Genomic DNA, 24,056 nt, shown 5'->3' with positions numbered 1-24,056 from the left:
CAACACAAACAACTTGCATAGTTGCCTGAGGCAAGCAATAATTTGCCTCAGGCAACTATGAGGTGTCGCATGCCCAGCCGAGAGCAACTGATCGCCCGCGCCGAATTCGTCCGGCGATTCAATCGCTTCTACACTCGCCAGATCGGCGTGCTTCACGAGCACCTGCTGGAAAGTGAATTTTCGCTGACCGAAGTCCGCATCCTGTATGAACTCGCCCACAGGGACGGGCTCACGACCTCGGACCTTTGCCGGGAACTCGGGCTGAACGCCGGGTATATGAGCCGTGTCATCGCCGGCTTTGAAAAAAAGGGGCTGGTCGTCAAGCAGCGATCGGAGACGGATGCGCGGGTCAGCGAACTGGCGCTCACCGCGGCTGGCCGCGACACGTTCGAACCGCTGAACGTCGCGTCCCGGAACGAGGTCATGGCGATGCTCGAGCGCCTGACGGACGCCGAACAGCAGCAACTCGTCGATGCCATGGCGCAGGTCCACGGCTTGTTAGGGGAATCGACCGCAAGCTATGTCTTGAGAGATCCCCAGCCGGGCGATATGGGATGGATTGTTCATAAGCAGGCCGTGCTCTACGCGCAAGAGAACGGCTGGAACGCCGAGTTCGAAGCTTTGGTTGCGGAAATCGTTGCCAAATACATCCGCGATTACGATGCCACCTCGGAGCGTTGCTGGATCGCCGAGAGGGACGGCAAGCCAGTGGGCTCGGTCTTCGTGGTTCGTCATGACGCGGAAACTGCGAAGCTCCGGCTGCTGTATGTCGATGCGAGCGCCCGCGGGTTGGGAATCGGCCATCGGCTGGTCGACGAATGTCTGCGATTTGCGCGCTCCGTTGGTTATAAGCGCATGATCCTGTGGACCAACAGCGTCTTGACGGACGCGCGGCGAATCTACGAGAAAGCAGGCTTTCAGCTTGTGGAAGAGGAGCCGCACCACAGCTTCGGCAAGGATCTGACTGGTCAGATCTGGGCCCGTGATCTGTGAGCGCGAAGGCGTCGGCCACGCTTGCCGCGGCAACCACCGGAATCCTGGTCGGTGCGGCGATGGTATCTACCCGGGCAGTGTCTGAAGAGGCTTCGCCCGCCACGCTGGCGTTTCTCCGCTATTCCATCGGCATGGGCGTGCTGGCAGCACCCGTCTGGCTCGGCACGCGCCCTCGCTTCGCACGGCGAGATGCGTTTGCTATCGGCCTGCTCGGGATATTCCAGTTTGCCGTGCTCATCGTGCTGCTCAATCATGCGTTAGCGATCCTTCCTGCCGCTACGTGCGCGCTCGTCTTTTCGACCATGCCGCTCTTCACAATGACGTTGGCTGTAGCAAGTCGGAGCGAAGCATTCAGCCTGCACAAACTGTTGGGTCTCGTGATCGCGCTCGCCGGTGTGTCGGTCTTGTTGCGTGTACCGCCTGCCCACGCTGGATCCGTGGACATCGGTGCGTTATGCGCGCTGATCGGTGCCACGTTGATCGGCGCCGTGTGCAGCCTTCTATATCGGCCGCTTCTGAGGCGCTATCCCGCGTTGCCGACGAGCGCGCTTGCCATGAGCGCAGCCGTGGTGTTTCTCGTCGGCCTTTGCTGGGTAACGGCCCAACCGTTGGTGCCCAACCTGTCCATGACGCAATGGGGGAATGTCGGCTTTATAGGACTGTCGAGCGGTGTCGGGTACTTCTGCTGGTTGTGGGCATTGAGCAGGCTCGATGCAAGCCGCGTCGTCGCTTTTCAGGCACTGGGCCCTGTCACTGCCGCTGTGATGGAAGTCGTCGTGACACGCCGGTGGCCAACTTCAACCCTGGTCGCTGCAGTCGCTCTCGTGGTCAGTGGGCTTCTCGTCAGTCAATGGCGCAAACCAGAACGGAAAATCGCGCGTGCGCTCGCCGACTCGTAGCTGCGAATTCAGTCATGTGAACAGGTGTACATGTTCTCCAGGCGCACGAACGTCTACGCCGAAACGATGTACCAGCACGTCGCGGGTCACCAGTACGTCGCGTTCATCAACACCGCCGGCGGCGCATCGTCAACGGGGAATCAGGTCGTGGCAACGGTGGGCTTTCGCACGCGGCTCTAACCTGCCTTTGGGCGCTGCGGTCCGACGCCGTTCGGACATTGGCAGGTCCACGTCACATCGTTCCGCTGCCGCTGCCGCTGCCAGTGCCGCCAGTGCCGGAAGAGGGGGCGGACGTCGCGCTAAGCGGATGCGCGGCGCCCGCCGCGGTCAGCAGCGAGACGGCAGCGGGATCGGGCATGCCATTCGCGTCGATCGCTCCTGCCGCCGCCAGCGTGCCTGAATCACTATCGACACCTGGCTGGCCAACCGTAAAGGGTGTCGTTAAAAACGCCGGCACCGTCAGCGTGACCGCATAGTGCTGCTGCAGATTCGTGACGACTGCGGATTGCGCTGCCTGCACGTCGGACGGGCTACCCAGTACCTGCTGGTACTGCGAGTTGGTCGGGAAGCCCGCTATCAAACCACTCTTGCTCGTGCCGAGTTGTGCAGCGAGGTAGACGAGCATCAGCTCGGTCTCCGGCGTCGTATTGAAGGTGCCCCCGGCGTACGCCACCGAATGCAGGCTCACACCGCCGGAGCTTACGCTGAGGATGCAGGAAGGCGTGGCATCGAACGTGATCGCGTAGTGTCCACCGCCGTCGGACAGGGTGGATCCCGAGCCCTGCGTGCAACTGAGGTTGACCGTCGCGCTGGCGATCGCTGTGCCGGTCGCGGCCGTGCCGGAGATAGTGACGTTCGGCGTCACGGTTGTGCCGCCGCAGCCGTTGAGGCCAATGCATGCGCTTCCGCCGCAATCGGCCAGCATTGCGAGTGAAGCCGCGCACACGGCAGCCCGCGCCGGGCGAACGAAACAGGCGTGCTGAGCGTTCATGGTTGCCCACCGGTTCCTTCATTCACGCTCCGGATGGCGCAGTCTTGAATGATGCCGGCCATACGACATGTAGATCAGCATGCCGATCAGCAGCCAGATGACCAGCCGTACCCAGGTGATGAGCGGCAGTCCCACCATCAGCAGCACGCAAAACGCGATGCCGAGAATGGGGACGATCGGCACGCCGGGCGCACGGAATGGACGGCTCGCGTCGGAGTCGCTGCGCCGCAGGTACATGACGGCGCCGCACACGAGCACGAACGCAAACAGCGTACCGATGCTGACCATCTCGCCTAATACGCCGATCGGCGTGAGGGCCGCCACGATGGCGACGACCGTGCCGATCATGATCTGGCTTCGATGCGGTGTGTGCAGGCGCGGATGGACAGTGGAGAACAGATGGGGAAGCAGCCTGTCCTCGGACATCGTGAAGAAAATACGGCTCTGCCCATAGAGCAGCACGAGTATCACGGTGGTCAGCCCGGTTAGCGCGCCGATCTTGACCAGTACGGAAAACCAGGTGAAACCGATGGCGTCGACGCCCTTGGCGATCGGATCGGGTACGTTCAGTTGTGCGTATGGAACGAGTCCGGTTAGCACGGCGGCCACCAGGATATAGAGCAAGGTGCAGATGACGAGCGAGCCGAGGATCCCGATCGGCATGTCGCGCTGTGGCCGTTTCGCCTCCTGTGCGGCAGTCGATACCGCATCGAAGCCGATGAAGGCAAAGAACACGACTGCGGAGCCGCGCAGAATACCGCTTGCTCCGAAGCTGCCAAACGCACCGGTGTTGGGCGGAACGAAGGGATGCCAGTTGGCGGGATGCACAAAGAACCCGCCGATGGCGATGAAGGCCACCACGACCGTCAGCTTGATGACGACCATGACGTTGTTGACGCGTGCCGACTCGCGCGTGCCGAGCACCAGCATCGTCGTGAGAATCGCGATGATCAGCACGGCGGGGAGATTGATGATGCCGGCGACAGTCGAGCCGTCAGGCAGCTGGATTGTCGTGCCGGGCGCGGCAGCAAGCGTAGGCGGGATGTTGATTCCGGCGTTGTGCAACAGGCTGACGATATACCCCGACCAGCCGACTGCGACCGTCGCGGCACCCATGGCGTACTCGAGAATCAGGTCCCAGCCGATGATCCACGCAAACACTTCGCCAAGCGTCGCATAGGTATACGTGTAAGTGCTGCCGCATACGGGGAGCATGGCGGCCAGTTCGGAGTAGCAGAGGCCGACAAACGCACACGCAATGCCGCCCAGCACGAAGGACAGGATGATGCCCGGCCCGGCAAATTGTGCCGCCGCCGTGCCGGTGAGGACGAAAATACCCGCGCCGATAATGGCGCCGATTCCCATCGCCGTGATGCTGGGCGCCCCCAGGGTCTTTGACAGCCCACCGCCGCTTTCGGCATCGGCGCTTCCTGCTATGTCGGCGATGGACTTGCGCGCCGTGTAGCTCGTGTCAGCCATGATAGGTTGTCCCATTCAACTGTGAGTGGAAACGACTCGATTCGCCTTGCCTTACTTCTTTAGAATAGACACAGGCGCGAGTGGGAAGGGTAAGTTTTCAGTTAACCGAACAACGACGACCGGCTTGCGTGGGCAGAGATGTTTCGGAACGCTTCATGTGCATCTGCAAGATGGGGGATCCGGACTATGCGCCACGCGTATCGCAGGATTCGTCGGCATCATTGATGGTTCGCCGTCCCGGCAAAGTCCACGCTCGCGCGGGCAGTTCAGCCGGACGGCGGCCAGGAGAAGTGGAATGGACAACGACAAACCGTCGCCGCGGCGCGCGACATTCGAGAAAGGGATCCGGATCGGCGAATACGGATGGTTCGGCCGGCTTGCGGCCGTCGTCGTGAGCACAATCGTGCTGGTGGTGGCAGCGATGCTGTCGCTGGTGCTGCTTGCCGTGCTGTTCGGCGTGGGCGTGATTGTCGTCGGCTATCTGTGGTGGAAGATCCGCGCGCTGCGCCGGCAGGCGCGCGAGTTCGGCGACGACGGCCGGACCGTCGACGTCGAGGTCGTGTACAAGGACTCCCACGGCGACGATATCGCGAAACGCTGACCTGTGGGGCCCGCGCGGGCACCTCCAGCGTACGCGTAAACGACAGTTGGAATCGTCTTTGCGCGAATTATAAATACACAAGGCCGCGCAAGATATATCAAACGATTTCGGTCAATCGTAAGCATTCGACTTCCGCCACGCCTGATCACGCGTGTCGGTCCAGCATGCATGCGCAATGCTGGACCATTCGCGTGAAAGCCTTGCCTCTCTCGGGTTCGCCGTTCTTCAAGGGACACGGCGCGAGACTCCGCTTCCGCCATGTTCGCCACGGTTAGGAGATTCTACGATGAAGACTCAAAATATAGGAATGCTACTGATTGTCGGTGCGAGTGGTATGTTCGTCGGCGGAATCGCCCACAGCGATCCGCACGGCCCGCAACCTGGCCAGCGGGGCGCGGGCTTCATCAAGAGCTTTCAGATTATTGCTGCCGAACCGGCGTTTGGCGGTGCGACGCCTGCTGGCGCGGCTGGGCCGTACGAGGTCATCACCGCCGTCGTGCACGGCGCCCTAGATCCGCGCTCTCCGCTCAACGCGGGCATTGTCAACATCAGGAACGCGCCGGTCGGCGTCGATGGTTACGTCGACTATTGGACCGATGTCGTGATCCTGCGTCCGCAAAGCGCGGCGAGTGCCACTCGCGTGCTCTTCTACGACGTCGTGAATCGCGGCAACAAGCTCGCCGACGGGTCCTTCATTGGTGGAGGCGCGCTCGATACCGGCGCACCCCCGCCGTCTACCTTCCCGTCCCTGCTGCGCCATGGCTATACGATTCTCTGGAGCGGCTGGCAAGGCGACATTCCGCTCAACGGGACGAGTACGCTGGCCGGCACGGGTCTGGTCGGCACGAGATTCCCCGTGGCTACCAACAAGGACGGTTCGCCGATGACTGCGCTATCGCGCGAAGAGTTCATTCCCGACTATGCGGGAGGCGATCCGACGACGATTCCGCTTACTTACCCGCCCGCCGATCTCAACGACACGGGCAGTGTCACCTTCACCGCGCGGCAATCGTGGCTATCGGCCTACGGCAGCATTCCGGGCGGCGTGCAAACCTACATGGCGCCTTCGGCGAAAGTGAGTACGTGGAGCTATATCAGCACGCCGAACAATGTCTATGAAGGGAATTATTCGGTCAAGTTCACGCCGCCCGCGTCGGTGCCGGGTCCCCACGGCAGGACTGTCCCGCCCGATGCCGGGACGATTTACAGCTTCGTCTACAAGGCCGCGGCGCCGACGATCGACGGCATCGGCTTTGCGGCGCTGCGCGATCTCGTTTCATGGCTGCGCTACGACAGGGCCGACGCGCGAGGCGTCAAGAATCCGCTCAACGATCTGAAGGATGCGGCGTGCGCAGCGTCGAAGTGCTCCCGGGATACGAACTTCGACGTCGCGATCGGGGAGGGCATTTCGCAGTCGGGCCGCTTCATCAAGGACTTTCTCTATCAAGGGTTCAACGAGGACAAGCACGGAAGGATCGTTTTCGACGGACTATTTCCGATCATTTCCGCTGCACGCCGCACGTGGACCAACGCTGCGTTCGCACAGCCGGGACGGTGGTCGAAACAGCATGAAGACCACTTCATGCCGGGTTTCCAGTTCCCCTTCACGTACGCGGTCACGACCGATCCGGTCAGCGGCGCGACCGATGGCCTGCTGAAGCGTTGCGAGGCCTCCGGTACGTGTCCGAAGATCATGCAACTCGACGGCGCATTCGAATGGTGGGGCGGGGCCGCGTCGCTGGTCGTCACCGATGGACGGGGTAACGACGTCCATTTGCCGCCGAATGTGCGTTACTACCTCGTGCCGGGCACGCAGCACGGCGGCGGCAGCGGCGTGACCACGGGCAACTTCACGGTGCCAGCGACAGGCAGTCTGTGTCAGTTGCCGGGCTCGCCCGTGGAAGAAACGCCCGTCGAGCGCGCGTTGATTCCCGCGCTGGTCGCGTGGGCCGGCAAGGGCACGGAGCCGCCCGCCTCGCAATATCCGACCGTTGCATCGGGCAATCTGGTCGCGCCGACGCAAGCCGCGACGGGCTTCCCTGATCTCGAGAGCGTGACCGTGCCGAGCGGACCCGCCGCGATGCCGACAGCGCTCAGTCTTACGTTCAACGGCGAATACAATCAGGTCTTCGTGACCGACTACAGCAAGGCCGTGCCGGTCGTTAGCACTGCGCAGCCCTACACGATTCTCGTGCCCAAGGTCGACGCCAACGGCAACGAAACCACGGGCGTACTCGTGCCGGATGTGAGCGTACCGCTCGCGACGTACACCGGGTGGAACTATCGCGGTGCGGGCCACGCGATCGGCGAAGGCTGCATCTCCAACGGCGCGGCGATTCCGTTCGCGGTGAACGCGTCCGCGCAGTCAGGCGGCGTCGATAGCCGAGCCACGCTGAACGCGCTCTATGGCGGCAGCCGATCGCGCTACCAGGCGGCGGTTGCGACGGCGGCGAGCGCACTTGTCAAGCAAGGCTACTTGCTGCAGGACGATGCGACGAACGTCTTCATCAGCAACGCAGCACAGATTTCTCCGACCTTATTACCGAATCCTTGAACCGCGACCAGGCGTCGTCGCGTCACGCAAGCGAGTTGCAATACGCGCGACGACGCTCTGTACCGTCGTCTGGGTCTCTACTGCACCGTAATGGTCGCCTTCATATAAGGGTGAATGCCGCAGAACACCTTGTATACCCCCGGCTTGTCGAACTTGAACTGATACGTATCGTTCTGGTCGAGCGCGGCGGAGTGAAAGACGCCCGCATCGTTGACGACCGTATGCGGTTCGCCGTCCATATTCTTCCAGGTCACCGTGGTGCCCGCCTTCACGGTGAGCGCCATCGGCGAAAACATGAAATTCTTGATGTCGATCTCATTGGGCTCCTGCGCCTGCGCGGCAGGCACACCAAGGGACGCCCCCGCCATGAGCATCCCGATCCCGTAGAAGAGGGCGAACGCGCGACGATAGTGAATGGAGAGCATGGCTCGGATCCTTGTTGAATGAGCGAAACGCAAGGTCAGGCGAGGGACGTGTCGGAAAGCGTCGCCGCGAGAGGATGGCGCGTGATCCGGATGCTGGTCACGCCAAGCATCTTCGGCAGCTGATCGCTCGCGACCTTGAGCGGCCCGGGTCCGGGCCCGTCGCCGGCCGTCGGTTGCGGATAGGCCGTCGAGCGTGCCGTGTGGAACGTGATGTTGCCTTCCACCTTGGAAACGATCTGATGAATGTGGCCATTGAGCACGGTCACCGAGCCGAAGCGCTTTAAATAATCCATGGCCTGGCCCGCATCGCCGGTGCCCCAGCCCCATGGTTCATAGATCGTCCACATCGGCATGTGCGTAAACACGACGATCGGCGTGCTCGACGTGCGGCCCTTCAGATCGTTTTCCAGCCATGCGAGCTGGTCCTCGCCCAGGTTGCCCAGACCGTTCGGCTTGAAATGCATCACGTTGACGAGCGCGATGAAATGCACGCCATTGTGGTCGAAGCTGTAATAGCCCCGGTTGTCCGACGCCTTGCCGAAGCGCTTGAAGTATTCGCCTTGCGGTCCATCTGTCACATCGTGTTCGCCGGGCGTGGTGTGCAACTCCGTAATGCTGAGGCCGGACAGCAATTGCGCCGCCAGATCGAATTCCTCAGGTTTGGAGAGATGGGTGATATCGCCCGTGTGAATCGCCAGGGCGGGTTTGACGGGCATGGCGTTCACGTAGTCGATGGTCTGTTTGAGCGTGCCCGCGACATCGGGATTGGCTTCCTTGTTGAAGCCAATATGCGAGTCGCTGATCTGCAGAAAGAGCGGAACGCCGGCGTTTTCTTTGCTGCTCGCCGCCAAAGCCAGCTCCACGGGCGTGAGGACGCCTCCGGCCAGAACGAACACAGTGCCGGCGCCACCGAAGGCGAGGCATTTCAGGGCGTTGCGGCGTGACGGTTGGGAAGGAAGATCTGACGACATGATGTCCTCTCGGCTGGGTTCAGGAAGTCGACCGCCGGTGCAATTCGGAGTGCCTCCAGGGCGGGCTTCACGTGCAATACCGCGAGCGCCGCTGTTTTATTCCCGGATTTTTTCGCGAGTCGAGCGCGGGAATAACCGGCGTGGGTTCGCGGTATGGCAGGCGTGGCACACGAAATGGCGGAAACCAATATGGACATCGTCGGCATGACCCGTCGCCGCGCCAGCGCAGCGAGCATCAACGTTCAATATCTTCTGCGCCGGCTTCAACTCACGTCGGGCCTCGTGATGCTGACGTATCTTTTTCTGCATCTGGTCAATCACGCGCTCGGCATCTGGTCGCTCGAGCTTGCCGGACACGGTCTCGTCCTCGCGCTGCGGCTTTGGCGCAGCACGCCCGGCACGATCGCACTGTATGGCGCCGCATCGGTGCATTTCGTGCTGGCGCTGCACACGATATACGGGCGTCGCCACTGGGCGCTGCCGCCCGCGGAATGGATCCGCCTGTGGGCAGGGCTCAGCCTGCCGCTGCTGCTGATCCGCCACGCGGTGACGACCCGGCTCGCGTCTTCGCTCTATGGTTTCGAACCCAACTACGAGCGCGTCATCGTCGTGCTGCTGACGAGCGGCACGCAGGGTCTGCAACTCGCGCTGCTAGCGCCCGGCTGGATACACGGATGTCTTGGGCTGTGGTTCCGCTTGCGCCACGATGCACGGGCGCGTCGCATGCGGCTCGCGCTGCTGATCGTCTTCATCCTGCTGCCGCTGCTTTCCGCAGGGGGCTTCATCCACATGATGCGAGCCGTCGAGGGGGCGAGCCACCTGCTTCCGCCTGTCGATGCCGCGCTGGTCGTCCATCAGGCGGCCCTCAACGGCGCACGTCACACGCTCGTCACGCTCTATCTCGCGCTGATTGCCGGCACGCTGATCCTGGGCCAGTTGCGCAACGCGCTCGAGCGCCGCAGGCTGCGCAGCGAGTCGGTGGGCGTCCGTTTGCTGGCGCGCAGTGCATCGTGCGAACAGGAAGTTCGCGAATGACTTTCGATGTCGAATTTGTTCCGATACGAAGGCGAAAACCTTATATTCAGCGCATGCGGACAAGGGCGAATATACGGGTTCCAGTCGTTGACGAGAGCGGTGGGCGCCGGTCAGCGAGTCGTGAGCATCCGGGAGGAAACATGTCCGCAGTTTGTGCGATCCACAGGGATTTGCGTTCCGAGACGCTGAGTTCGGTTGCTGCGCGATTTAAAGGCAGGACGGTGCGCCTGTGCTCAGGCGGGCCGTTAATGACGGTGAACCAGGTCGTGCCGACGGCATTCGGTCCGCAGCTTTCCTGTGCGTGGTTCGAGTCGCCCGAGTCGACCAAACTCGTTCGGGCCGTGTTCAGTACCGATGCAGTTCAGTTCGCTTCAGCGTAGTCGGAAACTCAGACGCTGTAGCCCGAAGCGCGCATCAACTGACGCGACACCTCACCGCCCACGCCTTGCGCGTCGAATTGCTCGCGGAGCTTCGAGTCTGCCTTGCGCGTCACGCCGCGGTGCATGGCCACGATGATCGCGAAGAAAGCAATTAGAAAGATCGGTAAGGTCAACATCATGTTGCTCCTGGCTGATCAGATCAGACCGGATATCTGTCTGTCTACGGTGCGCACGATGATGCGCATACCCCAGGCCTGACCGGGCCAACCTGGCCGGGCCGACCTGGCCGGCTCCAACCGCGTCCGCCCATGCTGCCAGGACGTTCACGATTTATCATTCGTGACGTGAGATGCCAAAATACTCAGATAACCCGTAACGAGGCGGTGACCCGCCGGCCGTGCAGGATGATCCGCCCCTCTTTGCCGGGCCGCGTGCCCGCACATCGAAGACGAACGGACACCCTTGAGACCAGGACGCCGAATCCCATCTATCTGTCGTGAACCCGCGTATCCGTCCCCCCTTGCCGCCTGAATGGCCATTTCCGCCGTATCGCGACGTTTCCGGTCGCGCGTTCGGCGATCTTGTCGCGCTTCAATATCGCGGCGCCGGCGTGTGGCTCTGGCGGTGCCGCTGCGGCGCCCACGTCACGGCCGCGCTGGATGCGGTGGAGAGCGGCCAGACGCGCGATTGCGGCTGCGGCGAGCAGCGCCGCGTGTGGCGGTCGCGGCCGGGCTCGCCTGCGCTGAAGGGGGGCGAGGTGTTCGGCCAGTTGACGACGGATCGCTATGCCGGCGATGGCAAGTGGGTTTGCCGGTGCGATTGCGGCAATGAGGTGACCGTGAGCGCAGGGCGCCTGCGACTGGGCCAGGCGCGTTCGTGCGGCCGCTGCCTCGGCGCTTTAACCGGCTAAGCGATGCGCACCCGTCACGACTTGACCGGAACCCCGTAAGCGCTGACGATGCGCGCGTCCTGCTCGGCTGCCGAAAACAACTCCCATTCGAGACCGTTCACGTCGACGCTGCTCGAATAGCCGGTTGCCGCGTCGTCCTCGAATCCAACGTGGCGCAACATTCCCGCTTGCGCCGGCTGCTCATTGATCGAAAAGTTGAGGAGATCGGTACGCCACATCGCGTACTGGCCGACAAACAGTTAAGCAGCCATTCTGGTATGCGGACTACTCGTCATTCTCCCGCGAGGCGAGCCACCGCTTCGCCCTCGCTTTCACGCTCCAGAAAACCGGCCACTGCCGAAGCCTCCATCGGGCGCGAACAATAGTAGCCCTGAATAAGTGTTGCCCCGAGCGCCGCGACCGTTCGCAGTTCGGCCGCCGTTTCCACCCCTTCGACGATGCAGTCGAGCGACATCTGACGGCTGAGATTGAGCAGCGTGCGAACCACGGTGAACGCCGTCGTGCGCTCCTTGAGACCGCTCACGAACATCCTGTCGATCTTCAGGCGCGTGAGCGGAAGTTTGCACAGGTACGAGAGGCTCGAATAGCCAGTGCCGAAATCGTCGACCGACAAACCGCAGCCCAGCGCTCGCAGCACCTTGGCCGCCTTCTGGACCTGGTCGAAGTCCTTGGCCATCGCGGTTTCGGTGATCTCGAAGTCGAGCCGGGCCGGGTCGATGCCGCTGCTGACGATGCACCGGGCCAACTCTTTCACCGCGGACTCACTGGCGAAATCATGCGCGGACAGATTGAAGGACAAGCGGATATGCGCTGGCCATTGCTTCGCGCAGGCCAGGGCCTTGGTAAACAGCGCGAGGGTCAAGCCGTTGATGACACCGTTGCGTTCCGCGGCGGGAATGAATTCGCCGGGCGGGACCGTGCCGAGCGACGCGCTGCGCCAGCGCGCCAGGGCTTCGAAACCGACGGTGCGCTGGCGCTCGAGCGAGTAGATCGGCTGGAACGCGAGATCGAGTTCGCTGGCGAGATCGGGGGAGCGTAGCGCCTGGGCAATCTGCGACTCGCGAATGATGGCGTTGCGGTGCGTCTCCGAAAAGATCGTCACCGAGCCGCGCGAGCGGCGCTTGCCCTCGTAAAGCGCGTAGTCTGCGGTTTCGAACAAATCCGCCTTGTTGCGTGAAATGTGCGGATAGGTGGAAAAGCCGATCGTCGCCCCAAGACGAACGGAAATCTCGCCGACCAGTATGGGATATTGAAAAACATCGCAGATGGTGCGGCCGAGTTGCGAGAGGCCGGCGTCCGTGCAGTCGTCCGTGACGATGATGCCGAATTCGTCGCCGCCCAGCCTCGCCAGCGTGATCGTGCCGCACGCCGCTTTGGCGAGCCGCGACGCGACTTCGGCCAGCACGTGGTCGCCCAGCGAGTGGCCGTGAATGTCGTTGACGGACTTGAAGCCGTCGAGATCGACGAGGCCCACCGCGAGCCGTCCGCCCGATGCCATGGCGGCATCGAAATGCCTGTCGAGCGAGGTGAAAAAGGCCCGCCGGTTCGGGAGATTCGTGAGACTGTCGATATTCGCGAGGCGCTTGTTTTCGCGTTGCGTGGCCACGAGATCCGCGAAGTTCTTGTATTGCGTGAACGCAACGACCAGCATCGCCAGCGAAACCAGCGACGTATCGATGGCGATCGCCTGGAATACACCGTTTCCCGAACTCAGGAACGTGATGACGAGGGCGCCGTTGACAATGGCGGAGACGGTGAACGCTGCCTTGATGACGTTCATCAGGCAGAAGATGACGCCGACGACCGTGATGGCCATGTAGAAGGCGACATGAAGCTTGAATGCCGCGCCGCCATGAGGCAGCAGGGACAGCGACCATGCTGTGAACGAAATGGAGAAGACCCAGGCGAGCCTGCCGGAATTGCGCAGGATCGTTGCCGCATCTTCCGCACTGACACGCATCCTGGAGAGCCGCAGCCAGGAGACGGCGCGTACGAAGCAAAATGCCGTGAGTACGAGCGGACAGATTACGCCCTGCCAGGCGGGAATCTCGTTCTCGTGGGGCAGCACCATGCCCCACGTGTTGACGACCAGCAGCCCATACATCATGGGCAGCTGATAGATCATCACGCGCAACTGCGCCAGCTTCAGGGCCGCGCTGTTTCCGGCGAGGAAAGTGCGCCGAATCGTTCCCCAATACTGGGCCAGTACGTTGAACATTGTCTTGCGAGTCGGTGCGGTCCCGCTGCAACTGCCGGGAATGAAATGTAATACCCCCGTTTACGACCGCTCGCGTTATTTCTGGAGGCAACGCGCGTGCTTTTCATGGTCGACGCGCGCCCCATTTTTCATCAGGCTTTCAACACGACGGCCAGGGTTCGCGCCTTACGTTTCTTCAACGACGCGACGACCTCGTCGACCATGGGGTGATGACGATGCGTGTTCCACAGCAGCGCGGCCGTGACCACCGCAATCTTTTCTTTCAGCGGCCGCACGACCACATTGCCGGGCGCAAGCTTGCGCATCGACGACGGCACGAGCGCCACGCCCTGGCCGCAGCCGACATAGGCAACTTGCGAAGTGACGGAGCGCACCTCGTGCGTGACGTGTGGCGTCAGGCCATGCGAGCGGCAAACCGAAGTCAGGAAGTCGAAATACACCGGGCTGACCTGTCGCGACGACATCACCAGTTGCTCGCCAGCCAACGCCTGCAGCCGCACGCGGGGCAGGGCGGCCAGCGGATGGTCCTTCGGCAGCGCCACGGCCAGCCGGTCCTCGGCCAGCGGCAAGGTGGCGATGCCGCTCCCCACCTCGCCGTCGATGCGCACGAACGCGAGATCGAGTTCGCCGGCTTCGAGCATGGGAATGGCGTCGACGCTATCGATTTCCTTGACGAGCACGGTCAGGTGCGGGTGAGCGCGTTTGAGCGCGTCCAGCACGGGCGGCACCGTTTCGAGCATCGCGGAGGTGATGGCCCCGACATGCAACACACCCGACTGACCGGCGGCGACTTCGCGCACGACCCGCTCCAGCCGCTCGACCTGCCCGGCGAACTGGCGCACGGCCGGCAGTATCGCGGCGCCGGCCGGACTCAGCTGCGTGCCCTGGCGGGACCGGTAAAACAGCTCCAGCTTGAGCGATTGCTCGAGCACCTTGATCTGCTCCGTGAGCGGCGGCTGCGACATGTTCAGCCGCTGGGCGGCGCGCCCGAAATGCTGTTCCTCTGCAACGGCGAGGAACATCCATAGCTGCCGTATCAGCCTGAAATCGATCGTATTGTTCATGGTGAGCGCATTTTCCGGTGGCCGGTTGCTGTTCCAGAAATCGTATCACCGAGATACGAAATGCGAAATTTACATATCAGCCGATCCACGCGAGGATTGCCGGACTATTCAACGGAGCCGAGTGTGATGACCACGCCTTCCTTCCTCGATCGACTTGCTTCACTGGACACCAACACGGTTTCCGATGCGCTCGACTTTCTCGGCCTGCCCGGCGCGACTTGCGGCCTGCGTCCGCTTTGGGACTGTCCGAAGATCGTCGGCCGCGCCAGCACCGTCCTGCTCGGGCCGAAGCAGGACGCCGAACCCGGCGTGCACCTGATCTCTCCCGTCGTCGACGCAGTCACGACGAACGATCGCGTGCTGGTGATCGCGGGCGGCGTGGAGGGCATCTCCTGCTGGGGCGACATCCTCGCCAATGCCGCCACGGCGAAGCGGATTCGCGGCTCGGTCATCGACGGCATGAGCCGCGATATCGACGGCAGCGAGGCGATCGGCTACCCGGTCCATGGCCGCGGCGTCACGATGATCAGCGCGCGCAATCGCGTGGTCCAGATCGACTCGGGCAAGCCGGTGCAAATGGCGGGTGTCACCGTGCACGAAAACGACTATGTGATCGCCGATCGATGCGGCACGGTGTTCGTTCCCGAAGGCCATATCGAAGCGGTGCTGGCGCTGGGCGAGCGGATCGCGCGCCGCCAGGACGGCATGGTGGCGGCGGTGCGCGCCGGGCGCCCGGTTGCGGACGTCATGCACGACAAGGAATTCGAGGCGATTGCAGTTCGATGAGCGACGCCAACCTCCCCGCATTGAACCGCTTCCTCGCGGCGGCGAAGCCTTCGGCCACCTACAGGGTCATGGACCGTGTGGCCGCACGGCGCGCGAGCGGCGCAGCCGTGATTTCGCTCAGCGCCGGCGAGCCGGATTTCGACACGCCCCAGCACGTATGCGAAGCCGGCGTCGCCGCCATTCGAGCGGGTCATACGCGCTATACGCAGGTCGCAGGGCTGCGGGCTTTGCGTGAAGCCATCGCCGGCAAGTTCCAGCGCGAAAACCGCCTCGACGTTGACTGGCGCGACACACTCGTATGCAGCGGCGGAAAGCAGGTGATCTTCAACGCGCTCGCCGCGACACTCAATGAGGATGACGAAGTCATCGTCCCCGCGCCGTATTGGGTGAGCTACCCCGAGATCGTGCAGTTGTGCGGCGCCCGCGCCGTGATCCTGCCATGCGGTGCGCAGAGTGGCTTCAAGCTGACCGCCGATGCGCTGCACGCCGCCATTACGCCGCGCACACGCTGGCTGATTCTGAATTCGCCATCCAATCCAACCGGTGCGGTGTACAGCCGTGCCGAGCTGCAGCAGCTTGCGCAAGTGCTGCTCGCCCATCCGCAGGTGCTCGTGCTTTCCGACGATATCTACGAGCATCTGATTTTCGATGGGCTCGAATTTTTCACGCTTGCCCAGGTCGAACCGCGGTTGCGCGAGCGCGTGCTGACGATGAACGGCGTTTCGAAGGCGTATGCGATGACGGGCTGGCGCATCGGCTTTTGTACCGGTCCGCGCTGGCTCATCGACGCGATGGAAAAACTGCAGGGCCAGCAGACGTCCGGCGCATCGACCATTTCGCAGCATGCCGCGCTGGCGGCGCTAAGCGGGCCGCAGGATTTCGTCGAGCGCTCGCGCAGGGCCTTTCAGCAACGGCGCGATCTCGTGGTCGAGCAACTGAACCGGGCGCCGGGCATGCGTTGCGAAGCGCCGCAAGGCGCGTTCTACGCCTTTGCCTCGTGCGCCGGCCTGATCGGCAAGACCACGCGAGGCGGGGCATATCTCAAGGATGACGAAGCAGTGGCCAGCGCACTGCTCGACGAAACCGGTGTGGCAACGGTGCACGGCAGCGCGTTCGGACTGGGTCCGTATATTCGTATTGCCTATGCGCTGGACGACGTGTCGTTGCGGCACGCTTGCGCCGCCATCCAGAATTTTTGCCACACGCTCGCGGAGTGATCACGATGCCTCAGGAATTTTCCCGTTCGGTGTTCTCGTTCGATGTGGATGGCACGGCGCTCGAGCTTTCCGCTATCCATCGCGACGGCGACAAGGCGCCCATCGTGTTCCTTCACGGGTTCGGGTCCACGAAAGAAGACTACGCGGATATCGTGCGATACGCGGCGTTCGAAGGGCACCCGTTCGTCGCGTACGACGCCCCGGGCTGCGGCGAAACGCAGTGTGCCCATCTTTCGAAAGTCGGCATACCGTTTCTCGTCGAGACCGCGCTCGCCGTGCTCGAACGGGTCGGCTTCGACCGCTTCCATCTGGTCGGTCACTCCATGGGCGGCCTGACGGCGCTCATGCTGGCCCACCGGCACCCGGAGCGCGTGCTCAGCTTCGTCGATATCGAAGGCAATATCGCGCCCGAGGACTGCTTTCTCAGCAGACAGATCGTGGAGTATCCGCACGCGGACGCCGAGCGCTTCTTCAGCGATTTCATCGAGCGCACGCGCCATGCGCCGGCCTATGCGAGTGCCCTCTATGCCGCGAGTGTGCGCTACAAGGTCAGGGCCGCGGCAGTGGGGCCAATTTTTCGCTCGATGGTCGATCTCTCCGATAATGGCGACTTGATGCGCAAATTCCTCGGTTTGCCGTTTCCGCGCATGTTCATGTACGGGCAGCAGAACGCTGCGCTGTCGTACCTCGATCACATTCGCGATCAGGGCGTGGCGTTGGCCGAAATTGCGGATTGCGGGCACTTTCCCATGTATTCGAACCCGGTTGCAATGTGGCGGGCGATTGCCGGATTTCAGCGGCGCGTTTGACGAGCCGCGCGTTGCGTACGAAACGATCCTGCCGCTGTTACTCACGATGCGCATTGGATAACGGCGGCCTTGATGGCAGCAGCGCGGCCCGTCGCAACGCAATGCGGACGGCGCAAACGTTTGGCATCCTCAGCTATATGGGCGTGCTACCGTTCGCTCGCTGCCGCGGCCTAAAGTTCGCGTAGCCATTGCCGAAATACCAGCCATGGCGCGCAAACATCCCGACTATCCCGACAAACCTCCCATCTGGGCAGAGGCGCGCGCGCTCGAGGCGAGCATTCGCGCCATCCGCCGCGCCCAAGGCAAGAAGAACCCCGAGGACTTCCCGGCGGGAAGCCCCGAGTGCACGGCTGCCATGGATGAGTTCGTGCGCGACGTCTGCCGCGCCCTCGAGATCGATATCAACACGCTCGGCAAGGACGCCGGCGACTTCTAAGGCTTGCCGTCCGGCCGCCCGGCGCTGGGTCGCCATTCGTCCCCTGCACGCGCGGGAATGCGGTTTGCGCGCCCCGAAACGACCGATGACGAGTTCACGAGGTTGCGCGTGAAAACGACTCTTACGCTCGCGTTGTCGTCCTGTCTCGGCGTGGCGTTGCTCACGACGCAGCCAGCACATGGCGCAGATCCCACCCCCACTCCCACACCCGACGCCGCGCCGCCGTGCGGCAAGCTCGTGGGGAGCCACGCCGCCGGCGGCTTCGCGCTACGCAGCGGCGAACCGGTCGATTTCGTTTCCGCGGGGCAGGCCACGCACGGCACGCTGCTCGTTTTCAGCGATGGACCCGTTTTCCGCGCGTACTGGCAACCCGAAGGCAGCGAAGAGAAGTACGCACTCGCCAATGCCGGTCCAGACAGCGTGCGCCTCGTTTCGACGCCTCCGCAGGGCACACCGACCCCTGGCGCCCAGCCCGGCGTCGCCACGCAGCCATTGCAAGTGCTGTCCTGTCCGAAGCTTTAACTACGCTGTCATGCCGTTTCCGGTCCATATCCCACCATGTGAACCGTCCTTTCGTATCACGCCGCTTGCGACTAGTCTTTAACGATTCCAAACGGACGAACGGTCCGGCCCGTGACTGGTGCACCGCACCGCGCAGCCGGCCCCGAAGGAGACAGAGATGGAGCTCGAAACCCGCACCATGGCGCGCGTGATGGCCAGGCTCGTGCCGTTCCTGATCGTTTGCTATTTCGTGGCGTATCTCGATCGGGTCAACGTCGGCTTTGCTGCACTGCAGATGAACAAGGCACTCGATCTTTCCGCGAGCGCGTTCGGCTTTGGCGCAGGGATCTTCTTCATTGCCTATTTCTTCTTCGAAGTACCGTCGAACCTCCTGCTCGAGCGTTTCGGCGCAAGGCGCTGGATCGCGCGCATCATGTTCACGTGGGGCATTATCGCGGGCGCGATGGCGTTCATTCCGGACCTCGCCCGCATCACCGGCATGTCGAACGCGCACGTATTCTATGGACTGCGTATCTTGCTCGGCATCGCCGAGGCGGGTTTCTTCCCCGGCATCATCTTTCTGCTGACGCTGTGGTTTCCCGCCAAATACCGCGCGCGCGTGGTGGGCTATTTCATGGCGGCCATTCCCTTGTCGACGGTGATTGGCGGCCCGGTTTCCGGCTCGCTGCTGTCGCTCGACGGCAGAGGGGGACTGGCGGGCTGGCAGTGGGTCTACCTGATCGAGGCGATACCCGCGCTCGTGCTTTCTGTGTGCGTGCTGTTCTATCTGACCGACAAACCCGCCGACGCCCGCTGGCTCGCCGACGACGAGCGCCGCTGGCTCGTCGATCGCCAGGCGCAGGAGCGCCGTCATCGCGAGAAGGTGCGCACGTTCAGCGTGCTGGAGGCGCTCATCAATCCGCGTGTGCTGGCGGTCGCGCTGATCTATTTCGGTGCGAACGCAACCAATTACGGCCTGAGCTTCTTCCTGCCGCAGATCGTCAAGGCGTTCGGACTCACGAATGTGCAGACGGGCTTCGTGACTGCGCTGCCCTACGCGGTGGGCGTCGTTTCGATGGTGCTGTGGGGCCGGCATTCCGACCGCCGGCTGGAACGCAAGCGTCACGTCGCACTTGCGCTCGCCGTCGCGGCCGCCGGGATTGCGGCTGCCGCGGGACTCGACAACCCCGTGCTCAAGATGCTGGCGCTTTCCATCGCGGGCTTCGGTATTTTCGGTTGCCTGCCGGTGATCTGGACGCTGCCGGCCGCGTTCCTGTCGGGCGCGGCTGCGGCCGGCGGCATTGCGGCTGTCAATTCGCTCGGCAATCTGGCGGGCTTTTTCGGCCCCTACGCGATGGGCTGGATCAAGGACAGCACCGGTGGCTTCGGCGCGGGCCTGCTATGTCTGGCGGGAGCCGGGCTCGTGGGCGCGGGCGCGGCGCTCGTCCTCCATCACAATCCGGCGCTGGAAACGCTCGACGATGCACCACGAACCGAAACGCACGGCGAGGGCGGTGTGGTGAGGCAGTGAGCGGCGTCTATGGACGCAATTGGCTCATTTCAGGCGCGCCATCACGAGCGTCGTGACTTTTCGATAGACGCGCCTGGCCTGGGCCCACGACAACGCCAGCTCGATGAGCCGCCCGCGTGCATTGAGCACGACGATGCGCGATTCGTGCCTGGTTTCGCGATCCGCCCAACGCACCTTGTAGTCGCCATGCAGCGGTCGAAAATCGAAATCGCGGCCATGGGCCTGGGCCCATTGCGCGATGAATTCGATCAGCAGGTTCCCCACCGAGAACACGCTGAACGCCTCGTCATAGGTGGTGATCAAATACTCGACGCTGCGCGCGCCGACGAGATTGACCGATGCCGCCACCGGCTGCCCGTTGACCTGCACATAGGCGACGAGCGGCAGGGTGGTCAGGTCGGTTCGCTTTGCAAGCTCGATGAAGAAGTCGCGGACGCGGTCGTCCATCAAATAGGGCGATTCGATGCCGCGCTTGAGCGCCCATTGGCGTTTGTTGGCGAATAGCCACCTCAATACGCGCTCGGTGTCGGCGGCGCTGTTGCACCATCCAAAACTGACTTCGCCTTCGCGCCGCAACCGCTTCGCGCTCGAACGCAGCGCGGCGCGCAGCGTCGAGTGCCGCGTTGCGAGGAAATCGTTCCATGTGGGCGCGGCGCGCAGGTTGATCGAATAGCCGGGCATCACGCGCCAGCGCTGCGGTAGCGCGCGCTGAACCCAGGACTGCGGGGCGGCGTCGAGCGCACGTTGCAGCGCGCTGCCGTTTTCGAGCATCGGAATGTGGAGCACGTCGGCGCGAATCCGCAAGACGGCCTGGACCGCCGCATCGTAAAGTTCCGGGCGCCGGGTGTCGGCGATCAGCGGGCCGCCGTACTCCTCGCCGCATCCGCAGCCCAGCGCCTGGGCCGTTCGCCACGCGCCTTTGCGCGTGATGACGACGGGCCATAGCGCCAGAAGGTCACGCGCGTCGTGCACCGTCGCGACTTCGACCTTCGCGCCGCTTTTCAGCGCCGCCGCGACGGCTGCCTCGCAGTAGGCAAAACTGATGAAAGGCGAATACGCTTCGGCTCCGGATAAAAGCGCACGCCATTGGGGTTCGAAGGCACGAAACGCATCGACGGTCTCGCACGTGCGCAACGCGTACCGGAAGGAAGCAGCCGGCGACGACTCGTATATCGCCACGACGGAGGTCGGCACTTGCGTCTCCTGAATGAATTCGTGGTGCTTGTGATTCAGCCTTCAATGGAAGTGCTGAGGCGGTCTTTCGTCGTAATGCGGCGATTGCGGTCCGCGAACGTGTCAGGGCGCGCGCCGCGCACGCTTTGCCAGACGACGACGTTCTCGTGGTCCTCGGGTCCGAAGCCGACTTCGTCGTGATCGTACGGAAATACGCCGGCGAACCAGCGCTGCAACTGGCGGGAGCCGTCGAAGACTTCGCCGCACACGGGATTGTCGTAGACGACGAAAAGATGTTCGATGGTGCCGCTCGCGAGGCCCGCTTCGAGTTTCTCGAGCAGCGACGCCATCAGTTCCGGCCCGAATGGATTGAACAGGAAGACGACTACCTTGCCCGCCGGCACTTTCAGATCGGCGACATTGGCGTGCAACGCGCGAATGGGCGGCCGTTGCGGAAAGCGCCGCGCCATGACGGCCGCGTTCGCGTTTGCCGTTCGCACGAGGTCCGCGCTGATGTCGTAGCCCAGCGCCAAAGAGAACGGATACTCGGAGGCGACGATCATCGGCCGGCCTTTACCGCAACCGATGTCCATGAACGTATAGCCGGTGATATCGCCGAGGGTGTCGAGCGCGCGGCGGATGATGGTCGGCTGCGAGCCCATGTATGGCCTGAGCTGGACGGCGAGATCGGCGTCGCGCTGCAGCGCGTTGGAGTCGACCAGTCCGCTCGTGTTCGTGCCGTACAGGAGATCGATGGGGTGGCGCCGCAGGCAGCCGGAATACACCGCGCGCAATACCGGAACGCGAATGCAGATGCGCCGTATCGGCGGGATGAACATCGCGCGCTGCACGCCGTCGGGCAACCGGGCCACCACATTCAGCAACGGTTGCTTCAGTGCGCGTCCGAGCGCAAATCGGGGGCCGCCGTGTGTCGTTGTTCGCATGGATCGATGCGCTGTGAACCTTCTGGAAAGGGGTTGCCGATCCGTCATGATCGCGCGGTGCGTCGCCAGGTCGCCGCCATTCACCGGTTGTATTTCGACAAAAAGGCCGGAATTCGTGGCTTACTAACGAGTGTCATATGGCCGGCGTAGGGTGGTGAGCAGAGAGCCAGATCGTCGTGGGTGGCGTGCCCTTTTTCCCGCCGGCCGGCGAAAGCGCTTTCATGGCGACTACCTCAATACTCTCCCTGATGTTTCCGCCTTTTTTTCCGTGCCTTAATGAGCGTTCTCGCGTGGTTCGGCGGGAGTCATGCTCCGGCTTCGCAAGGTATCGGTGCAGGTGGGTCTCCAGGTTTTGTCTATGCAATGCCCAACCGGAAGAGGCGAGACGATGAACGCGCGAGTGGATGCTGAAGCGCGCCGCAAGCGGTATGCAATGCACCGCCTTGGCCTGGCAATGAAGCGGCTGATGAATGCCGAAGCAGAACCCGAAAAGATGATGGCGACGCGCTGGGTGAACGCCTGGAGCGCTTCCGTCGGAGAGCGGTGGTTCGCGGCAAGCCCGTATGGCAGGCTGAGTCAGGCGGCGTTAATGCGTGCCCCGTTAAAAGGCGCGACAGGTTCCCGTAATGTACTGAAATCGGGACGGCGATCGTCGATATGAAACAAACCGCATATTTAATTGACCAATGGGGCCGCGAAACGATATTGTCATAATTTAGACATTTCCGCGTTTACCTTGGCTCTTGCAGAATACGAAACCACTCATCCCCTGAGCGTCGAACTGGATGGCGTGAACTACGCGGGTGCTTACCGCGTCATGGCCGGAAGCGTCATCGTCTACTTCGAAAACGAAATCAAGTTCGCGCAGTATGGAACGAATCGTCCGGAGATCATCGCGCGCTGGGTGTTGACGGACCTTTGCCGTAAATCCGATTCCCGCCGGCGCAAAGCAGGCAAGCGTTGATTCATGCGCGTGGCATCGACATGACGCCACGATTTCCAGCGGCGTATGTGGACGCTACTGTGTGCTAACGGTTTTGGGCGCGACGTCGTTGCTTTTATCGTCGTGCCATTGCGCGCGGATTTTCGTCACGACCACGGCAGGCAGCGGAATATAGTCCAGTGCCTGGATCGTCGGCTCGCCATGCATGAGCGCCCAGTCGAAGAACTTCAGCGTTTCAGCGTTGCGCACCGAGTCGTCCGGTGTCGCCTGCAACAACACGTAGGTCGCGCCCATCACGGGCCATGCGTCCTTGCCCGGCTGATTGGTGAGCACCTGAAAGAGCGAGCTTGACCAGTCCGCATTCGCGGCCGCTGCGCTGAATGTCTGGATGCCCGGCTCCACGACCGCGCCCGCCGCGTTGGTCATCGCCGTGTAGGTCAGATGATTCTGCTTCGTGAAGTCCCAGGCGACATAGCCAATCGCCCCGGGCAGGTAGCCCACGAACGTGGCGACACCTTCATTCCCGTTGCCGCCTATCCCTAGCGGCCAGTGAACGCTGGTGCCTTCGCCGACCTTGCGTTTCCATTCGGGGCTCACCTGCGAGAGATAATGCGTCCAGATCAGCGTCGTGCCCGAACCATCGAGACGCCGCACGACAGCGATCGGCGTGTTGGGCATCTTGATCTTCGGATTGAGCCGTACGATGGCCGGGTCGTCCCAGTACAGGATCTTGCCGAGAAAGATCTGGCCCAGCACCTCGCCGTTCAGCATCAACTGCCCGGCCTTGATGCCCGGAAGATTCACGACCGGAACCACGCCGCCGATCGCGGTGGGAAACTGCCGCAAGCCGTCCTTGCTCAATTGCTCGCTCGTGAGCGGAGCGTCGGAGCCGGCGAAGTCGACCGTGTGCGCGACGATCTGCTTGATGCCGTCGGTGGAGCCGGTGCTGCGGTAGATCACCTTGCCGCCGCCGGACTTCTGGTAGGCGGTGGCCCAGTGGGTGTAGAGGGGCGCGGCGAGTGTGCTGCCGCATCCGGTCACGCCGTCGGCGCGGGCCGACAACGTGCAAACGCCGCAAACGAGCGCGGCAATCAGGGGGCGTAATGGTCTCACGAGCCTCTCCCGTTATTCATGTTCTCTGGGAAGTCGCGGAGTCTGTCTGGTCCGCGTACTGTCAATTACAGGATGGTGACAGG

General features: G+C 62.8%; 25 protein-coding genes and 2 pseudogenes. 16 read left to right on the top strand and 11 right to left on the bottom strand.

The window, feature by feature from the left end; genetic code table 11:
- Nucleotides 1-69 precede the first annotated feature (69 nt).
- The 3 genes and pseudogenes from AB4Y42_RS20495 to AB4Y42_RS20485 form a co-directional block, all read left to right on the top strand.
- The gene (locus tag AB4Y42_RS20495; RefSeq protein WP_368695154.1) at nucleotides 70-993 is read left to right on the top strand and encodes a GNAT family N-acetyltransferase; all 924 of its coding nucleotides are present in this window, start codon (nucleotides 70-72) and stop codon (nucleotides 991-993) included.
- Nucleotides 990-1,892, top strand: coding sequence for a DMT family transporter (locus tag AB4Y42_RS20490; RefSeq protein WP_368695153.1), 903 nt, complete (start codon nucleotides 990-992; stop codon nucleotides 1,890-1,892). The genes AB4Y42_RS20495 and AB4Y42_RS20490 overlap by 4 nt, the downstream gene beginning before the upstream one ends.
- Before the next feature lie 12 nt (nucleotides 1,893-1,904).
- Nucleotides 1,905-2,072: pseudogene (locus tag AB4Y42_RS20485) on the top strand (porin); the annotation flags it as partial.
- 52 nt (nucleotides 2,073-2,124) lie between these two features.
- Here the strand turns inward: AB4Y42_RS20485 and AB4Y42_RS20480 are convergent.
- Nucleotides 2,125-2,883, bottom strand: coding sequence for a hypothetical protein (locus tag AB4Y42_RS20480; RefSeq protein ID WP_368695152.1), 759 nt, complete (start codon nucleotides 2,881-2,883; stop codon nucleotides 2,125-2,127).
- An 18-nt stretch (nucleotides 2,884-2,901) separates the two neighbouring features.
- Nucleotides 2,902-4,362: an amino acid permease gene (locus AB4Y42_RS20475; protein ID WP_368695151.1), complete on the bottom strand. Its 1,461-nt coding sequence runs from the start codon at nucleotides 4,360-4,362 to the stop codon at nucleotides 2,902-2,904.
- 295 nt (nucleotides 4,363-4,657) lie between these two features.
- Between AB4Y42_RS20475 and AB4Y42_RS20470 the strand changes: the two genes are divergently transcribed.
- Complete coding sequence (locus tag AB4Y42_RS20470) at nucleotides 4,658-4,963, top strand: hypothetical protein (protein ID WP_368692025.1); 306 nt, start codon at nucleotides 4,658-4,660, stop codon at nucleotides 4,961-4,963.
- Between the two features lie 286 nt (nucleotides 4,964-5,249).
- Nucleotides 5,250-7,517 carry an alpha/beta hydrolase domain-containing protein gene (locus tag AB4Y42_RS20465; RefSeq protein ID WP_368695150.1) on the top strand — a complete coding sequence of 756 codons (2,268 nt, stop codon included), beginning with the start codon at nucleotides 5,250-5,252 and terminating at the stop codon, nucleotides 7,515-7,517.
- A gap of 77 nt (nucleotides 7,518-7,594) precedes the next feature.
- Here the strand turns inward: AB4Y42_RS20465 and AB4Y42_RS20460 are convergent, their stop codons facing one another.
- Together AB4Y42_RS20460 and AB4Y42_RS20455 are read right to left on the bottom strand one after the other, a co-directional pair.
- On the bottom strand, nucleotides 7,595-7,891 hold the full coding sequence (locus AB4Y42_RS20460; protein WP_069266367.1) for a cupredoxin family copper-binding protein: 297 nt from the start codon (nucleotides 7,889-7,891) through the stop codon (nucleotides 7,595-7,597).
- A gap of 86 nt (nucleotides 7,892-7,977) precedes the next feature.
- Complete coding sequence (locus AB4Y42_RS20455; RefSeq protein ID WP_133189457.1) at nucleotides 7,978-8,913, bottom strand: metallophosphoesterase; 936 nt, start codon at nucleotides 8,911-8,913, stop codon at nucleotides 7,978-7,980.
- A 204-nt stretch (nucleotides 8,914-9,117) separates the two neighbouring features.
- Between AB4Y42_RS20455 and AB4Y42_RS20450 the strand changes: the two genes are divergently transcribed.
- Together AB4Y42_RS20450 and AB4Y42_RS20445 are read left to right on the top strand one after the other, a co-directional pair.
- Nucleotides 9,118-9,948 carry a hypothetical protein gene (locus AB4Y42_RS20450; RefSeq protein ID WP_368695317.1) on the top strand — a complete coding sequence of 277 codons (831 nt, stop codon included), beginning with the start codon at nucleotides 9,118-9,120 and terminating at the stop codon, nucleotides 9,946-9,948.
- A complete protein-coding gene (locus AB4Y42_RS20445; protein WP_368695149.1) occupies nucleotides 9,945-10,328 on the top strand; it encodes a DUF2158 domain-containing protein in 384 nt (127 codons plus the stop codon). Before AB4Y42_RS20450 ends, AB4Y42_RS20445 begins: the two co-directional genes overlap by 4 nt.
- Nucleotides 10,329-10,336: 8 nt before the next feature.
- On the opposite strand, the gene AB4Y42_RS20440 is transcribed toward AB4Y42_RS20445, so the two are convergent.
- Nucleotides 10,337-10,507 (bottom strand): hypothetical protein, encoded by a 171-nt coding sequence (locus AB4Y42_RS20440; RefSeq protein ID WP_368692022.1) that lies wholly within the window; start codon nucleotides 10,505-10,507, stop codon nucleotides 10,337-10,339.
- Between the two features lie 317 nt (nucleotides 10,508-10,824).
- Here AB4Y42_RS20440 and AB4Y42_RS20435 point away from each other — a divergent pair, with 317 nt between their 5' ends.
- A complete protein-coding gene (locus AB4Y42_RS20435) occupies nucleotides 10,825-11,238 on the top strand; it encodes a hypothetical protein (protein ID WP_342924842.1) in 414 nt (137 codons plus the stop codon).
- A gap of 14 nt (nucleotides 11,239-11,252) precedes the next feature.
- Here the strand turns inward: AB4Y42_RS20435 and AB4Y42_RS20430 are convergent.
- From AB4Y42_RS20430 to AB4Y42_RS20420, 3 genes and pseudogenes are all read right to left on the bottom strand, one after another.
- Nucleotides 11,253-11,468 (bottom strand): annotated as a pseudogene (locus tag AB4Y42_RS20430) (hypothetical protein); the annotation flags it as partial.
- 41 nt (nucleotides 11,469-11,509) lie between these two features.
- On the bottom strand, nucleotides 11,510-13,456 hold the full coding sequence (locus AB4Y42_RS20425; protein ID WP_368695148.1) for a putative bifunctional diguanylate cyclase/phosphodiesterase: 1,947 nt from the start codon (nucleotides 13,454-13,456) through the stop codon (nucleotides 11,510-11,512).
- A 131-nt stretch (nucleotides 13,457-13,587) separates the two neighbouring features.
- A complete protein-coding gene (locus tag AB4Y42_RS20420) occupies nucleotides 13,588-14,520 on the bottom strand; it encodes a LysR substrate-binding domain-containing protein (RefSeq protein WP_368695147.1) in 933 nt (310 codons plus the stop codon).
- Between the two features lie 126 nt (nucleotides 14,521-14,646).
- Between AB4Y42_RS20420 and AB4Y42_RS20415 the strand changes: the two genes are divergently transcribed.
- The 6 genes from AB4Y42_RS20415 (at nucleotide 14,647) to AB4Y42_RS20390 (ending at nucleotide 19,800) form a co-directional block, all read left to right on the top strand.
- A complete protein-coding gene (locus tag AB4Y42_RS20415) occupies nucleotides 14,647-15,306 on the top strand; it encodes an RraA family protein (RefSeq protein ID WP_368695146.1) in 660 nt (219 codons plus the stop codon).
- Nucleotides 15,303-16,523, top strand: a complete 1,221-nt coding sequence (locus AB4Y42_RS20410; protein WP_368695145.1) for a pyridoxal phosphate-dependent aminotransferase — start codon at nucleotides 15,303-15,305, stop codon at nucleotides 16,521-16,523. Before AB4Y42_RS20415 ends, AB4Y42_RS20410 begins: the two co-directional genes overlap by 4 nt.
- A gap of 5 nt (nucleotides 16,524-16,528) precedes the next feature.
- Nucleotides 16,529-17,332 carry an alpha/beta fold hydrolase gene (locus AB4Y42_RS20405; RefSeq protein WP_368695144.1) on the top strand — a complete coding sequence of 268 codons (804 nt, stop codon included), beginning with the start codon at nucleotides 16,529-16,531 and terminating at the stop codon, nucleotides 17,330-17,332.
- Nucleotides 17,333-17,537: 205 nt separating this feature from the next.
- Entirely contained in the window at nucleotides 17,538-17,768 is a 231-nt protein-coding gene (locus tag AB4Y42_RS20400; RefSeq protein WP_368692016.1) for a hypothetical protein, read from the top strand.
- Nucleotides 17,769-18,005: 237 nt separating this feature from the next.
- Nucleotides 18,006-18,290: a hypothetical protein gene (locus AB4Y42_RS20395; RefSeq protein ID WP_368692066.1), complete on the top strand. Its 285-nt coding sequence runs from the start codon at nucleotides 18,006-18,008 to the stop codon at nucleotides 18,288-18,290.
- 157 nt (nucleotides 18,291-18,447) lie between these two features.
- The gene (locus AB4Y42_RS20390) at nucleotides 18,448-19,800 is read left to right on the top strand and encodes an MFS transporter (RefSeq protein ID WP_368695143.1); all 1,353 of its coding nucleotides are present in this window, start codon (nucleotides 18,448-18,450) and stop codon (nucleotides 19,798-19,800) included.
- Nucleotides 19,801-19,824: 24 nt separating this feature from the next.
- Here the strand turns inward: AB4Y42_RS20390 and AB4Y42_RS20385 are convergent, their stop codons facing one another.
- On the bottom strand, nucleotides 19,825-20,994 hold the full coding sequence (locus AB4Y42_RS20385) for a GNAT family N-acetyltransferase (protein ID WP_368695142.1): 1,170 nt from the start codon (nucleotides 20,992-20,994) through the stop codon (nucleotides 19,825-19,827).
- Between the two features lie 35 nt (nucleotides 20,995-21,029).
- Nucleotides 21,030-21,917: a class I SAM-dependent methyltransferase gene (locus AB4Y42_RS20380; RefSeq protein ID WP_368692013.1), complete on the bottom strand. Its 888-nt coding sequence runs from the start codon at nucleotides 21,915-21,917 to the stop codon at nucleotides 21,030-21,032.
- A 388-nt stretch (nucleotides 21,918-22,305) separates the two neighbouring features.
- Between AB4Y42_RS20380 and AB4Y42_RS20375 the strand changes: the two genes are divergently transcribed.
- Nucleotides 22,306-22,578 carry a hypothetical protein gene (locus AB4Y42_RS20375; protein ID WP_368692012.1) on the top strand — a complete coding sequence of 91 codons (273 nt, stop codon included), beginning with the start codon at nucleotides 22,306-22,308 and terminating at the stop codon, nucleotides 22,576-22,578.
- A 75-nt stretch (nucleotides 22,579-22,653) separates the two neighbouring features.
- Nucleotides 22,654-22,881 carry a hypothetical protein gene (locus AB4Y42_RS20370; RefSeq protein WP_035514793.1) on the top strand — a complete coding sequence of 76 codons (228 nt, stop codon included), beginning with the start codon at nucleotides 22,654-22,656 and terminating at the stop codon, nucleotides 22,879-22,881.
- 54 nt (nucleotides 22,882-22,935) lie between these two features.
- Here AB4Y42_RS20370 and pstS read toward each other — a convergent pair whose 3' ends face one another.
- A complete protein-coding gene (gene pstS, locus AB4Y42_RS20365) occupies nucleotides 22,936-23,973 on the bottom strand; it encodes a phosphate ABC transporter substrate-binding protein PstS (RefSeq protein WP_368695141.1) in 1,038 nt (345 codons plus the stop codon).
- Between the last annotated feature and the right edge of the window lie 83 nt (nucleotides 23,974-24,056).

Origin of the sequence: Paraburkholderia sp. EG286B, from assembly GCF_040965655.1 — a bacterium.
GTDB lineage: Bacteria > Pseudomonadota > Gammaproteobacteria > Burkholderiales > Burkholderiaceae > Paraburkholderia.
The sequence above is the reverse complement of the archived record's forward strand: the minus strand, read 5'-3'. Positions and strand labels throughout refer to the sequence as shown.